General features: G+C 30.7%; 14 protein-coding genes. 3 read left to right on the top strand and 11 right to left on the bottom strand.

The genetic code is table 11. From position 1 onward, the window contains the following. Window positions 1-189: 189 nt before the first annotated feature. Together B6K90_RS05495 and B6K90_RS05490 are read left to right on the top strand one after the other, a co-directional pair. Entirely contained in the window at window positions 190-1,269 is a 1,080-nt protein-coding gene (locus B6K90_RS05495) for a site-2 protease family protein (RefSeq protein ID WP_088011732.1), read from the top strand. Window positions 1,270-1,696: 427 nt separating this feature from the next. Beyond that, entirely contained in the window at window positions 1,697-2,368 is a 672-nt protein-coding gene (locus B6K90_RS05490) for a nucleoside/nucleotide kinase family protein (RefSeq protein WP_088011731.1), read from the top strand. Window positions 2,369-2,484: 116 nt separating this feature from the next. On the opposite strand, the gene B6K90_RS05485 is transcribed toward B6K90_RS05490, so the two are convergent. From B6K90_RS05485 to B6K90_RS05450, 8 genes are all read right to left on the bottom strand, one after another. Further along, window positions 2,485-3,396: an aminoglycoside phosphotransferase family protein gene (locus B6K90_RS05485; protein WP_088011730.1), complete on the bottom strand. Its 912-nt coding sequence runs from the start codon at window positions 3,394-3,396 to the stop codon at window positions 2,485-2,487. A 142-nt stretch (window positions 3,397-3,538) separates the two neighbouring features. Further along, a complete protein-coding gene (locus tag B6K90_RS05480) occupies window positions 3,539-4,006 on the bottom strand; it encodes an NUDIX domain-containing protein (RefSeq protein ID WP_088011729.1) in 468 nt (155 codons plus the stop codon). 157 nt (window positions 4,007-4,163) lie between these two features. Continuing rightward, on the bottom strand, window positions 4,164-5,327 hold the full coding sequence (locus B6K90_RS05475; protein ID WP_088011728.1) for an acetylornithine transaminase: 1,164 nt from the start codon (window positions 5,325-5,327) through the stop codon (window positions 4,164-4,166). Further along, on the bottom strand, window positions 5,320-6,090 hold the full coding sequence (argB, locus tag B6K90_RS05470) for an acetylglutamate kinase (protein ID WP_088011727.1): 771 nt from the start codon (window positions 6,088-6,090) through the stop codon (window positions 5,320-5,322). Before argB ends, B6K90_RS05475 begins: the two co-directional genes overlap by 8 nt. A 14-nt stretch (window positions 6,091-6,104) precedes the next feature. Further along, window positions 6,105-7,328, bottom strand: a complete 1,224-nt coding sequence (argJ, locus tag B6K90_RS05465; RefSeq protein WP_088011726.1) for a bifunctional ornithine acetyltransferase/N-acetylglutamate synthase — start codon at window positions 7,326-7,328, stop codon at window positions 6,105-6,107. Between the two features lie 13 nt (window positions 7,329-7,341). Beyond that, the gene (argC, locus tag B6K90_RS05460; RefSeq protein WP_088011725.1) at window positions 7,342-8,373 is read right to left on the bottom strand and encodes an N-acetyl-gamma-glutamyl-phosphate reductase; all 1,032 of its coding nucleotides are present in this window, start codon (window positions 8,371-8,373) and stop codon (window positions 7,342-7,344) included. Window positions 8,374-8,552: 179 nt separating this feature from the next. After that, window positions 8,553-9,776 carry a phospholipase D-like domain-containing protein gene (locus B6K90_RS05455; RefSeq protein WP_088011724.1) on the bottom strand — a complete coding sequence of 408 codons (1,224 nt, stop codon included), beginning with the start codon at window positions 9,774-9,776 and terminating at the stop codon, window positions 8,553-8,555. 315 nt (window positions 9,777-10,091) lie between these two features. Beyond that, on the bottom strand, window positions 10,092-10,310 hold the full coding sequence (locus B6K90_RS05450; protein WP_088011723.1) for a hypothetical protein: 219 nt from the start codon (window positions 10,308-10,310) through the stop codon (window positions 10,092-10,094). Between the two features lie 268 nt (window positions 10,311-10,578). Between B6K90_RS05450 and B6K90_RS05445 the strand changes: the two genes are divergently transcribed. Continuing rightward, complete coding sequence (locus tag B6K90_RS05445) at window positions 10,579-11,424, top strand: hypothetical protein (RefSeq protein ID WP_088011722.1); 846 nt, start codon at window positions 10,579-10,581, stop codon at window positions 11,422-11,424. Between the two features lie 681 nt (window positions 11,425-12,105). Here B6K90_RS05445 and B6K90_RS05440 read toward each other — a convergent pair. The 3 genes from B6K90_RS05440 to B6K90_RS05435 all read right to left on the bottom strand — a co-directional run bounded on the left by B6K90_RS05440 (window position 12,106) and on the right by B6K90_RS05435 (window position 13,597). Continuing rightward, window positions 12,106-12,543: a VOC family protein gene (locus B6K90_RS05440; protein ID WP_088011721.1), complete on the bottom strand. Its 438-nt coding sequence runs from the start codon at window positions 12,541-12,543 to the stop codon at window positions 12,106-12,108. Between the two features lie 290 nt (window positions 12,544-12,833). After that, complete coding sequence (locus B6K90_RS23605; RefSeq protein WP_167555266.1) at window positions 12,834-13,010, bottom strand: hypothetical protein; 177 nt, start codon at window positions 13,008-13,010, stop codon at window positions 12,834-12,836. A gap of 230 nt (window positions 13,011-13,240) precedes the next feature. After that, the gene (locus B6K90_RS05435; RefSeq protein ID WP_088011720.1) at window positions 13,241-13,597 is read right to left on the bottom strand and encodes a DUF2500 domain-containing protein; all 357 of its coding nucleotides are present in this window, start codon (window positions 13,595-13,597) and stop codon (window positions 13,241-13,243) included. Window positions 13,598-13,728 lie beyond the last annotated feature (131 nt).

Here is a 13,728-nt window from a genome sequence, read left to right as displayed (position 1 = left end):
TAGAAAGCGAACTTTCTAACATTCTTTTCCATCTATTTTGTAATTATTTTCTTATGATTTTTCGTTTAAAATCAGTAAAAGTACAGACTTTAGTCCCTATTTCTTTATTATTCTATCAAACAAATAATTTTTAATGATATAATTTTGATACTACATAATCATATCATAATTAGCGAGAAGGTGAAATGAATGGCACAACCAATAATCAATAGTAAGACGAAAAAGTCGTTAACAAGAATTGGTGTTGTAATCGCAATAATTGGCACTAAATTAAAGCTGCTTTTACCTTTATTAAAAGCTGCAAAATTTTTATCTTTTTTAAGCATGGTATTGTATTTATTTGTATACGGATTTACATTTGGATGGTATTTTGCATTCGCACTTGTTTACTTATTAATTTGTCATGAAGGTGGGCATTTAATAGCAGCGAAACAAAAGGGTCTACCAACTTCACCAGCATTTTTTATTCCTTTTGTCGGGGCGGTTATTTCACTTAAAGAAATGCCAAAAGATGCTGTAACTGAATCTTATGTAGCATTTGGTGGTCCGTTTTTAGGCTTAATTTCAGTTCTACCAGCAATTCCGCTTTATCATTACACACATAATGAATTTTTCGGATTAGTAATTGCTTTAGGCTGTATACTTAATTTGTTTAATTTAATTCCTATTTCTCCTTTAGATGGAGGGAGAATATTAAGTGTATTACCTCCAATTTTCTGGTTTATCGGTATTATGTTGATGCTAGTGTATTTATTTTATCAACCTAATTTTATCGCATTTTATATTATTATTTTAGGTATTACGACATTCATTAAACGAATCCGAGAAGCTTACCAGTTAAATGTAATTAAAGAAAAAATAAAACTATATGAACATACAATTAAACAATTTCAATTTGGTATTTTTAATGTCTATTCTGATCGTACGATTGTAAAACGTTTCTTTTTTCCTTTTTTTGAGGATAATAAAAAACTAGAATTTCAAATTCATAAGGAACGTCTTGAAATAAATTATCTAATTCGATCTGTTCGAGCACGCTTCCACGAACCAGACTTAGATTGGAGAAATTATATTGATGAAAAGATTCAAGAGATTAAGCATAAAAAGATTGCACCTTTACTAAAGCAACAAAAAACATTAGAAACTTACTATGTATCTAGTAATCGTAAAAAATGGCAAATTTTTATTGCTTACATCATTCTGGCGAGTAGTTTAGCTTTACTTGGATTTTGGAGCTATGGATTAATTGAACATGTTTTAGGTAAATAAGAGAAGAAGAACCTATTTTGAGACATATCAAAATAGGTTCTTTACTTTTTATAGTTTAATATTATGACTTTTTTTAATCTTGATATTCGCTAAATTTTCCCATTTTCGGGGTTTGTTCTTATTAGTACAGGGATTAGGATAGGCATAATTGAAGATGAGTTGAAAAGAACAGGAAAAAATCACTAATTCTAGAATATAAATAAAAAGATTTAAAATGATAGCAACTTTAAATTTTGGCCGATTTTCTTAGTTGCTAACACAATCGAAAGTTATATCTAAAGTAGCAATTATTGTAATTTGCTTAGGAAATCATTTATTTAAAACCAACTTTTATCACCTTAATGTTATTTTTTGAATATTACACACTGTTTAATTAACGCTTGCCTTAGATTAATTTTAATAAATGTTTTTGTTGAAAGGAGAATTTATGGTAAGGAGTAAACTAATTTCTGATTTGGTAAATAAAATATTGTGCTTAAAAATAGATCATCCACTTCGAGTGGGGGTTAGTGGAATCACGGCATCTGGTAAGACAACTATTGCTAATGAACTTGCTGAAGAACTTATTTGCAGAAAAAAGAACGTGATTAGAACAAGTATTGATCATTTTCATAACCCAAGAGAGATTCGTTACAAACTCGGGAAGGAGTCTGCTTTAGGTTATTATGAGTCTGCCCATGATTACGAGTCTTTTAAGCATAAACTTTTAATTCCTTTAGGACCAAATGGCAACCTGCATTATCAAACAATTTCCCTCGACTTGCATAAGGATGAGTATGTTAATTCAGATTTAGAAGTTGCGACTAAGGATATGATTTTTATTATAGATGGAACATTTTTATTTAAGAGAGATTTATGTAACCTGTACGATTTTAAAATATTCGTAGATACCGATTTTGATATAGCAAGAAAAAGAGGGGCTATACGTGAAGAACGAGCATTCGGAAGCTATGAAAAAGCCGAAGAAATGTTTATTAAAAGGTATCATGCAGCTTCGAAACTCTATTTGGAGCAACACTCTCCTCAACTTAATGCTGATGTAGTCATTAGAAATAATGATTTAAATAATCCAGTTTTGTATTTTAATAATAAATTGTAATTCAAGTAACGCATGCGGTATAAGAAAATTACTCGTTAAATCTGCTAAAGGCTATCTAAATAGACAGCCTTTTTTTCAATGATCAACAGTTAGACCCGTAGAGCCAATATAAATTTTTATTTATAAAAGTTTGTATGTAAATTTTTAAAAATATTTATAGCTTGAAAAAAGTATTCAGTAAAAGTACCTTCATCTTCTAAACTCCAACATGTTGATAATACAGCGTGCGAATAACCCCAAAGTAGTACTCTTTCTTTATTTAAATTTAATTCTTTTACTAGTAGATCAATTCGTTTTTCTATGGTTTTAGGTATATCTTTATCTTTTAAGTTGTTCAATAGAAACTGGATGATGTCATATTCTCTTTCGCCTATTAATCCTTTTGGATCAATAACTTTCCATGAGTTTTCTCCTGCATTTAATATATTATAATGATGTAAGTCTCCATGAAGTAAGTATTGTGTTGATTGTGTTTTATTCATTTCTTTAAAAATAGAAAACGCATCTAATAGCATTTCTTTTGAAACGGGACCTAAGCCATTAGGGAACTTTTCAACAATTCGGCTAAAGCTATCTTCTCGACTTAATATTGTAGGTATTTTTGTAGATTTTGGCGCAGTTATCCATAAATTTTTCATCACTTTGACTGCTATATTCATTGCCTCTTCTTCGTTTTCAATCGTAGCAAGAGTTTCGCCAGGTAATAGTTGTTCTAAAATTAGTATGCCTTCATTAAGATCGGCATCAATAACTTTAACGAATTCTTTTTCTTTAAACTCATTTAGAGCTTCAACCTCACTATTAAATTCCTCATTAGGAACTTCTAGTTTAATAACTGCTTTTTTTTGACCATCAATTAAAATTGGAGCTACAAAATTATATGATAATTCAAATGGTGCTAATATCTTCATATTCCATCGATTTTCGCATTTAATACACAAGTCTTCGAAATTCTCGAGCCATATTTCTCCTTTTTCTTTATGGATCGCTTTAATGGTTTTAATAAATTGATCTGGAAGAGTTATCATTAAATCACCCTTTTCTATTAACAATAGTATTTAATGAATTATTATTGAAAATTTGGAGTACATGTATGAATTGATGAAAATAGAAAGTTGAGTCCTACACTTTTTTTTTTTTGCAAAATTACATGTAGAAACTCAACTACCACTAAATTAGTTGTTCTTTTAATTTGTACTCTTCAATTAAACGATTATTTTTATACTTACCTTTTACATATTGAATAATCTGTTCTTTAATATTTGGAAATAAGATGATATTGTCTAATTCATTTATTGGAACCCACTTTACGCCAGTTTGATTTGGATCTGGATTTATTGGCATCGTTGGAACTGAGTCTACTTTAATATGACAGCGGAACATTAAACTTAATCCATGTATTTTATGACCGGTCATATGGGGTGCATTTTCTGAAACAAATACAAGTTCTCCAACCTCAACTTCCACACCTGCTTCTTCAAAAGCTTCTCTTTTTACAGCCTCTATAATTGTCTCACCAGGTTCAGTACCACCAGCAGGTAAATTATAATGAATTCCGTCCTCATCTGTAAATTGAATTAATAATACCGAATCATTTTCAACAATTAAAGCACATGCTCTTACACGAATATGATACATAACCTATCTCCTCCCCTAATAAAAGTGATTATCCCATTATCTAAAAATTTAATTCAACTTTCAATTTATTTTTACGAATCAAGTAGAAAGACCTAAACAATAAAGAGGCATCATGGTCTAGTTCCATGAATGCCTCCTAGTTAAAAGTTACTCTATATTATTTAACTTGGGTATTTAAAAAACAGGAAGAAAGTACTTGTTTTATTATTTGAATTGCTTCATCTATTTCTCCGTATGATAAATTGATCGGTGGTAATAATCTTAATACATTAGCCCCTGCTGTACCTACAATTAACCCATTCTTTAAAAATTGTTCTACTAGTTGTTCAACTGGCAGATTTAATTCGATACCAATCATTAATCCTTTACCGCGAATTTCCAAAATTTGTGGAAACTCTTTTTTTACTTCGACTAATTTATCAAATAAATAATTCCCTTTATCCTTTACAGTATTCAAAAACGGAATGTCATTTATTATATTAATTGTTTCAAATGCAGCTGCCATTGCTAAATAATTTCCGCCAAAAGTTGAACCATGCGCACCTAGTGAGAATGATTCAGCTAATTTGTTCTTACCTAGCATTGCCCCAACTGGAAAACCATTCCCTAAACCTTTTGCTAGTGTAATAATATCTGGATCTAGTGGAGTTTGTTCATAGGCAAACATTGTTCCTGTTCTGCCCACTCCGGTTTGTACCTCATCAACAATGAGTAATAATTCATGTTTTTTACAAAGAGCTTGAATCCCTTCAAAAAAATCATTATTACCAACAATTACACCACCCTCACCTTGGATTACCTCCAAAATTATTGCTCCAGTATTTTCATTTATTTCATTTTGTAAAGCATTTAAATCATTATAAGGTACATATGTAAATCCACTTAACATTTCGCCGTACCCTTCATGAATTTTAGACTGACCGGTAGCAGCCATTGATCCAAAAGTACGTCCATGAAAGCTTTGTTTAAAACTGATTATATGAGATTTACCTGAATGTTTTCTTGCTAATTTTATGGCTGCCTCATTTGCTTCTGTACCGCTATTACAGAAAAATACTAATCCATCCACATAGCTTTTTACTAAAACTTTAGCAAGCTCTTCTTGTTTTTTAATTGTAAATAAATTTGATACGTGCCAAACCGATTCAACTTGTTCTTTTAGTGCATCAACAACTTTTGGATGACAATGTCCTAAGTTACAAACGGCAATTCCACTTAAAAAATCTAGATACTTGTTATTTTCGTCATCATATAAGTAAGTACCTTTTCCATTTAGAAAATTAATTGTTTTTTTATTATAAGTAGGGAATAAATTACTCACTTAACACAACTCCTTTTGTAAATACTGTACCGTTTATTGTTCCATTTTCATTTAAGAAATTCTCACCTACAATTGCCACTGAATTTACAACATTTAAGGCATTTAAGGCACTCGTGACTTTAGGAATCATTCCACCATAAATTGTTTTTTCATCTATTAATTGATGAACTTCGCTAGGCGTAATCTTCTCAATCAATTTATGTTCCAAATCTAATACACCATTTGTATTTGTTATAAAGCAGAGCAATTCCGCATTCATTGCCTTGGCAATACTTTTTGCCGCTTCGTCTGCATTTATATTATATTTTTGGCCAATTTTATCTACCCCTACAGGTGAAATAACTGGTACATAATCATTGCTAAGTAGTAAATCTAATAGATTCGTATTTACATCTTCAATTTCTCCAACCCAACCTAATTTTCCCTTATTATAAAGTGAAGCTTCCAGTAATAGATTGTCACATCCCGATAGACCAATAGCTTTTATATTATATTGATTACATATAATCGTTAAATCTTTATTGATTTTTCCATTTAGCACATATTCAACAATCTCTAAAACCTCAGATGAAGTCTTACGAATGCCGTCCTCCATTTCTACTGGAATTGAAAACTTTAATAATAAGTTATTTATAAGTGGCCCCCCTCCATGAACGAGGATAACTTTTTTACCACTCATTTTTAGTTGGTTTATATTTTCAAAGAATGTATTAGACAAGTTTTGGATTAAGCTACCACCAAGTTTAATGACTACAGTTTCCATTGTTTAAATCCCCCTTATGTGCGATAGCTTGCATTTATTTTCACATAATCATAAGTTAAATCGCAGCCCCATGCAGTACCAACTGCATCTCCATCGTGTAAATGGACATCAATATAAACAATCTCATTTTTCAAAGCATTCTTAGCCTCTTCTTCATTAAACTCAACTGGTTTACTACCAAATAATACTGTTACGCCATTAATTGCAATGTCAATTTGATTAAAATTCCCTTCGACCCCGCTATATCCAATGGCACCAATAATTCTTCCCCAGTTAGCGTCTTCACCATAAACCGCTGTTTTTACTAAATTTGATCCGACAATCGATTTAGCAATTTGATTTGCAATTTTTTTGCTTGAAGCTCCATTTACATTTACTTCAATTAGCTTAGTTGCCCCTTCACCATCTCTAGCAATCTTTTTAGCCAGGTCTTCACAAACTAATTGAAATGCAGTTACAAAATTAGCCCAATCTGAATGACTTTCAGTTAATTCATCATGTTCAACTGCTCCATTTGCCATAACTAAAACCATATCATTTGTTGACGTATCCCCATCAACTGTAATTTGGTTAAATGTCTTATCTGTCACTTCTTTTAATAAAGTTTGTAATTGTTCTGAACTAATTGTAGCGTCAGTTGTCACAAAACCTAGCATAGTTGCCATATTTGGATGAATCATACCAGAACCTTTTGCAGCCCCAGCAATCGTTACAAGCTTTCCGTCTATCAATACTTCATAACAAATAGTTTTTAAAACCGTATCAGTCGTTAATATTGCGTGACCAAAATCTTCTCCATCTTCCAACTTATTACCGAGGGTTAACTTGTCAATGCCGCTTTTTAATCGATCCATTTTTAAATATTCACCGATTACACCCGTCGATGCGATTGCGACTAAGTGTTCTGGAAGATTAAGATACTCTGCACACCACGCTCTCATTAAATAGGCATCATCCTCCCCTTTTTTACCAGTACATGCATTTGCACAACCACTATTTACTAAAACTGCTTGAATTTTATTACTATCTGCAATACTCTTTTTTGTAATCGCTATTGGTGCAGCTGGAAATAAATTTAATGTATATACAGCTGCAACTGAAGCTGGCTTTTCAGAATATATTAATCCTAAATCTTTACGTTTATAACGTAGTCCAGCATGAACTCCACTAGCATAGAAACCATTTGGTGATGTAATTGTTCCTTTTATCTTTTTTATATTCTTTTCTTTAGTAATCAACTTTTATCTCTCCTTAAGGAAATATTGGTGTAAATTGTAAACCTGTTTCATCTGGCAGATTTAACATTATGTTCATATTTTGAATTGCTTGACCTGCCGCTCCCTTCACAAGGTTATCAATGACAGAAACGATTGTGATTCGATTTGTACGGTCATCGTAAGTTGCGTATATATCACAAAAATTTGAACCATAAACATCTTTTGTACAAGGTATCCCGTCTCTTACTCTTACAAAATAGGAATCTTCATAACTTTGGTTATACAATTCTTTTAATTCTTCGTTACTAATTTCACGAGTTGAAGTAACATAAATTGTTGACAAAATTCCTCTTGTCATCGGAACTAAATGCGGTGTAAAAGTAATAAAATCCTGTGAAGAATCAATTGATCCAATAATTTGTTCTATTTCAGGTATATGTTGATGTTCAGTAATTTTATATGCTGTTAAATTTTCATTTCTATTCATAAACTGAGTCGTTTGATTAGCCGTTTTTCCAGCTCCAGAAATTCCAGATTTAGCATCTACAATAATTGAATTTTTCGCTACAATTCCTGCCTTTAATAATGGCGCTAAACCGAGTAGCGTTGCTGTTGGATAACATCCTGGATTAGCTATCTGATTGGATTGTTTGATCGCTTCTCGATTAAGTTCTGATAGTCCGTAAGTGAATTCATTCGTTTTTGAAAAACAAGGATGCGTGTGTTTATACCATTTTTGGTATGTTTCTTCTTTCTTTAATCGAAAATCTCCTGATAGATCAATCAATTTTGTTTTCGAAAAATCGATTTCTTCCATTAATCCACTGCTTACTCCATGTGGCGTAGCAAAAAACAAAATATCATTTTCAGAAACAGAATTATTTTTATTCCACTTTTTTATTTGACCACTATTATTAGTAGCTAAATGTGGAAAATACGTAGACAAATCTTCCGTATAATCTGATGTTGAATAAAAATTCATACCACTTATTTCCGGATGCATTGATAGAAATCTTACGAGTTCAAGACCACCATATCCGGTTGCCCCCATAATACCGACTTTCATTTTAATATCCCCTTTTATAAAATTATATTCTCCATTATAATTATGAATAAATATAAAATCAATTGTATTTTTATAAATAATTGAAAATAAAAAAAGATTAACCAATTTTCATGATTAATCTTTCATTATTTTTTTATTGTATTCTACAAATAAAAATACAGTAGAAATAGTTTTTTACACTATAAATAGAACTCAAATACTTTAGCTATTTTTTCTTTTATTCGATCTTTAAAAGGTAAATTTTTAATATAAGTAGGCGTAATTTCAAATGCTTGATGATTAAATACATCGGCTAATTTTGGTTCTACCTGTTTGATAAATTGTGGATCATATATATAACAATTCAATTCATCTGTTAAATGAAATGATCTGGAATCAAAATTTGTTGTGCCAATCATTAGTACTTTATCATCAATTTTAATTACTTTACCATGAAAAATTCCCTTTTTGTACCCATACACTTTAATATTATTTTTCCAGGCTTGTTTTATATACGGTATTGCTGCTTGTTCTACTAAAAGTGCATCTGACTTATGAGAATATAGTATTTTAACTTCAATTCCTCTATTTGCTGCATCTAATAATGTATTCCATATTACTTTATTATTCGGTATAAAATAAGGAGAATAAATTGTAATCGAATGTTTTGCTTGTTTAAATAATTTACTATATTCTTGTTCAATCCCTAACTTTGTATAAGAAACAAATTGATGCTGGCTTTTTCCAACCTTTTTACTAATCTCCATCTGTGTAATTTTTTGGTCTGAATTTTTTCTCCAATCATGTACAAATTGTTTTTCTAAGCCTTCAACACCACTACCTACCAATCTAAGTTGAACATCTTCCCACGGTTTTAATTCTTTTTTTTCATCTATATACTTTTTACCTATATTAAACCCGCCAATATAGCCAATTTCTCCATCAATAATCGTCATTCGACGATGATTTCTGTTATTTATCGATGCAAAAAAATATGATAATTGAGGTTTATTAAAATATGTAAAATGTACCCCATGGTCGATTAAAGATTTTCTTTCTTTTCGTTCTAATAAAATCCCACCAAGACGATCAACTGCATAATAAACTGGAATTCCTTCATCACTTTTCTTTTTTAAGACATCTAAAAACTCATGAGAAACTCGATCATTAGAAACTGAAAAAAAGTAAATATGCACTTCCTTTTTTGCATTCCTAATATCATTAAATAATTGTTTATTTAGCTTCTTTCCGTTCGTATAAATCGACAAATCACTATATCCAATTGGATAAGTTATTGGCTTTTTTGCGTAAATATTATCTTTTTGAACGTGTTCCATTTCAATTTCATTTAAAGCAAATAATATTACTAATAGCGAAAAGAGCAGTATTAAAGTTTTAAAAATGAATTTTATTATTTTTTTCATAGATTCCTCTTACATGAGTTTGTCATAAGAGTATTTTTTGAATAAAATGACTTAAATATCCATTTTTATTTTAATTGAGAAATTTTTTTCATTTAAGCTCTTTAAATTTAAAAGTAAAAATTCAATGTTGAGTTGAAAATTTCTTTTCATCTATTATCGTTCTATTTAATAAAAAAAAGCTGCATATTTACAGCTCATAATCTTCTACTAACGCAATGCATTAGTTTTCTATATTCCTTAACTCTAAATTATAATTTAGTATCGAGAATCCAAAAATGTCTTCTATGTTGAAGTTCCTTTTTTTGCTCTTTGAACTTACCAGTTCCACCATCTGTCACTACGACGTCTTTCATCGTCACAACGATTTACTGCACGACAGAATTCTTCTTGATCAATCGTAATTTTCGCATTAAACGTAAAATCTCTATTTCTTCTGTTTCTATCATTATTTCTTTCATTATTATTTCTTTCATTATTATTTCTTTCATTATTATTTCTTTCATTATTTCTTTCATTATTACAGTTGCAACCCATTATAACAACACCTTTTCTTTTAGTTTCATCCCAACATCTTATGTTTGGACAAGCAAAAAGAATTGGACAAGTGTTTAATTTTAAAATTTTAATGAAAATTTTATGCAATACTAGTTTTCATATTATCTACATAAAAAAGAATCTTCTTCTGAATTTCCTTTTTTTGCTACTTATACAACTAATGCATGCGTTTAGTCAAATAAGGAATAATATCAAAATCGTACGTATTCGTATTCAATTACTAAACAAATGGAGTTGAAAAATAGCTGTGAAAAAAGTTTTTTTTATTGTAACAATCCTATGCCTTTCATTACTAAGTCTTGTAGAACATACTTACGCTACGACAAATCAACCATGTCCCTCGCCAATTAGCTTTCAAATTGAAATTGAGAATTGGGAAACTGTTAACAAATTACTCCCAAAATATTCGTTTTTCACAGTAATCGATGTTGAAAGTGGCAAGAGCTTTAATGTTCAACGAAGAGCTGGTAGTAGGCATGCAGATGTTCAGCCATTAACAAGAGAAGATACAAATATAATGAAGGAAATATACGATGGGAAATGGAGTTGGAAAAGAAGGGCTGTATTAATTTTAGCTCATGACAATCTAATCCCTGCGTCCATGCACGGAATGCCACATGGTGCAGGTGCTCTTCAAAACGGTTTCGGTGGTCACTTTTGCATTCATTTTTTGGGCAGTACGACACATAAAACAGGAAAATCAGACTTATCTCATTATGTAATGATCCTTAAAGCTGCTGGAAGGATTGATGACTATATGAATAACCTTCCGCCTTACCAACTGCTGAATGTATTATTTGTTACCATTAAAAACAGTGATAAAGGCTTGGCTAAAAATATTGTCATAAGTAACCACAAAAATATTAACAAAGAGCTTAAAAAAATAGAAAAAATAGAAGCTATACATTGGTCATTGCCTCAATCAATTGATACAGAGCCATACTCTTTAGAAACTGAAATTCCAGTTGAGGTTAATCTTTTAATAAAAAATGTAGGTTCGGTTAGAAGTAAACTTTCTTTTACCTTGGTTAGAACGTCACCACTTTCACCATGGAAAGTTAATATCGATCCATTACTTTCTACTATTAACTAGTTCTCTAATTACTTGTGGTAGCTTTAGATAAAAAAATTTTAACAATATTTCTTGCTTTTCAACAAATGTATATAACTTATAGAAGGTAAGGCAATATGAACCTGTTGCACCGTTCAGACTTTGCTTTACCCTTTTTTGAAAAAATTGTTTGATTAATATAAGTACTTATTGGATAACTAACGCATTGTGTTGGTTGCTTATAGAATTGCTAATACAATTTATAGTTTAATTTATGTGATCGGGTGAATAAAAGCGGAAGAGCATCTTTTTGCCAATACTCCAATACTCTACAGAAATACATCCACTAGAAATTCCTTCATGGGAGTATTTTTCTACAATAATAAATTCCGTTGTATTGAACTTGAGATTTGTAAGTTCTTCAAAGAATTGTATTCCAATACCCTTAATAAATAAACATGATTATCATTACTTGTTATTTGGCTAAAACCTTCATTATTCTTATATATATGCTTTTCCCATTCTAGAATTTCTGGAATATCAAGTTCTATATAATATACGAAATTCAATTTTAGTTTTAGATCCAACCCGTTTACCTTCAGTGTTCCATAGTGGGAATTAAACTTAACAATATAACGATCGCTATGCAACTAACGCACCAGATAGTTTAAGAACATATTTTGAAAGTTGGAGATGTATAACATTTAAAGTCCCATAAAATATTTATCTGATTTTCTCCGCCAACTCTAAAATAATTCCCTCTGGACCACGAACGTAACATAACTTATAACTTTCTTCATATTGCTCTATCTCACTAAAGATTTCCGTGCCCTTCTTTTTCAATTTTGCAACAATAGCTTCAATATCTTCAACTGCAAAACAAATATGTCTGATACCGAGCGTATTTGCAAGTGGTTGCTGAATATCTTTTTCATCTGAGGGAGAATAAAATTTGACTAGCTCAATCCAAACCTGACCGTCTGGCATCCCCAATCCTACACATGACGTTTTAACATCTTTAAGCCCAACTATTCTGTCCAACTGTTCTCCTTCCATTTCCCATTCCGCATGCACTACAAGACCTAAATCAAGAAAAAACGCTTTAGCCTCTGAAAGATCATTTACGTTTATACTCACATGATCTATTCTATTAATCTTCATATCTCATACCTCCTATGTACCTGTTAATTTCATTACCTATATTCGTGTTAGGTTTGCTTGAAATTCTAATTCTCTTAAAAAACAGGATAATATCCATCTTCAACAAATCTGCAATTTAGTGAAATAATATTTGATCCTATTTCTTATTTTCCCCTCTATATTAATTATAAATTTCGCCTGATAAAACACCAATTATTGTAGGGGATTTATGATTGTGTAATAAATAATCGATTAAACTGTCGATCACGTTCTTAAAAAATGCAATGCGTTAGTTGCATAGTAGTTTATATTTACTTTTTTTCATTCGAATTGCTTTTAGCCGAACCTGTAAATGGATTAATTTCATAAGATAGATCTCTGCCAGCCTCTTTTTCTTCTTTGTGAATTCTTTTTCCTAGAGATGCATAATACCAAATCAATGAACCAAACACTAAAATACCACCGTTTGTTGAAATCAAAAAATCCAAGTATATTCCCTCCAAAAAGTTCTAAATGAGAAACACATATGTTTATTCTTTTAAAACAATATTCTTTTTATGCTTAAAAAAATCCTTTCCTAATGCAACTAAACTGTCAAATACTTAAAAAGGAGCCGTTCAACATCGACTCCTAAAGCTGATCAACTATTTAGTTACATTAGTTTTATAAAATAAGATACCCACGAAGGAGAAATTAAGATTAATGAAGCACTTTGAGTTTATCTGGTTCTAATAAAACCATGAAATCTTGTTCCTTGAAATTCAAGCTCCCCATCGTCACCTTCAACTATCATTCCATATTCAGCATCCTTTACTTCAAATTCTATTCTATCTCCACTTTCTACTTCAAACGTTACAAAATATTTACTAAATGACCGATGTTCCACTCCGTTTTGTACGGCTGTTCTTTTAGTAACAACTTTGGCTTTAACATTTAATTTTGGTGAGTTGTTATTTTTATTCCATTGTGTAACTCCCTTTATGATTGTGAATAAAAAAATGGATATAACTATTACAAAAGTTATACCAAAAAGAATGGGACCGAACGCAAACATAAAATCTCCACCTTCAAGCATTTTACTCCTCCTAGAATCCTTTTCCCTCTAATTTTGCGTACTTATTTATGTAGGCATGTTTCATAATTAAATCAATTCATTTTTTATTTTATCATTGAATTAAAAATCATTAATCTATCAAAAGACTCATG

This window comes from Gottfriedia acidiceleris (genome assembly GCF_002128425.1).
Taxonomy (GTDB): Bacteria; Bacillota; Bacilli; order Bacillales; family Bacillaceae_G; genus Gottfriedia; species Gottfriedia acidiceleris.
Note: the sequence above shows the minus strand (reverse complement) of the source record. Positions and strands in the feature narration are given on the sequence as shown.

Bases quoted from the DNA above. Each gene is read 5' to 3' on its own strand.
- B6K90_RS05455 (WP_088011724.1), bottom strand. From the start codon at position 9,776: ATGAAAAAAATAATAAAATTCATTTTTAAAACTTTAATACTGCTCTTT.
- B6K90_RS05435 (WP_088011720.1), bottom strand. From the start codon at position 13,597: ATGCTTGAAGGTGGAGATTTTATGTTTGCGTTCGGTCCCATTCTTTTT.
- B6K90_RS05480 (WP_088011729.1), bottom strand. From the start codon at position 4,006: ATGTATCATATTCGTGTAAGAGCATGTGCTTTAATTGTTGAAAATGAT.
- B6K90_RS05495 (WP_088011732.1), top strand. From the start codon at position 190: ATGGCACAACCAATAATCAATAGTAAGACGAAAAAGTCGTTAACAAGA.
- B6K90_RS05490 (WP_088011731.1), top strand. From the start codon at position 1,697: ATGGTAAGGAGTAAACTAATTTCTGATTTGGTAAATAAAATATTGTGC.
- argC (WP_088011725.1), bottom strand. From the start codon at position 8,373: ATGAAAGTCGGTATTATGGGGGCAACCGGATATGGTGGTCTTGAACTC.
- B6K90_RS05440 (WP_088011721.1), bottom strand. From the start codon at position 12,543: ATGAAGATTAATAGAATAGATCATGTGAGTATAAACGTAAATGATCTT.
- B6K90_RS05485 (WP_088011730.1), bottom strand. From the start codon at position 3,396: ATGATAACTCTTCCAGATCAATTTATTAAAACCATTAAAGCGATCCAT.
- argB (WP_088011727.1), bottom strand. From the start codon at position 6,090: ATGGAAACTGTAGTCATTAAACTTGGTGGTAGCTTAATCCAAAACTTG.
- B6K90_RS05450 (WP_088011723.1), bottom strand. From the start codon at position 10,310: ATGGGTTGCAACTGTAATAATGAAAGAAATAATGAAAGAAATAATAAT.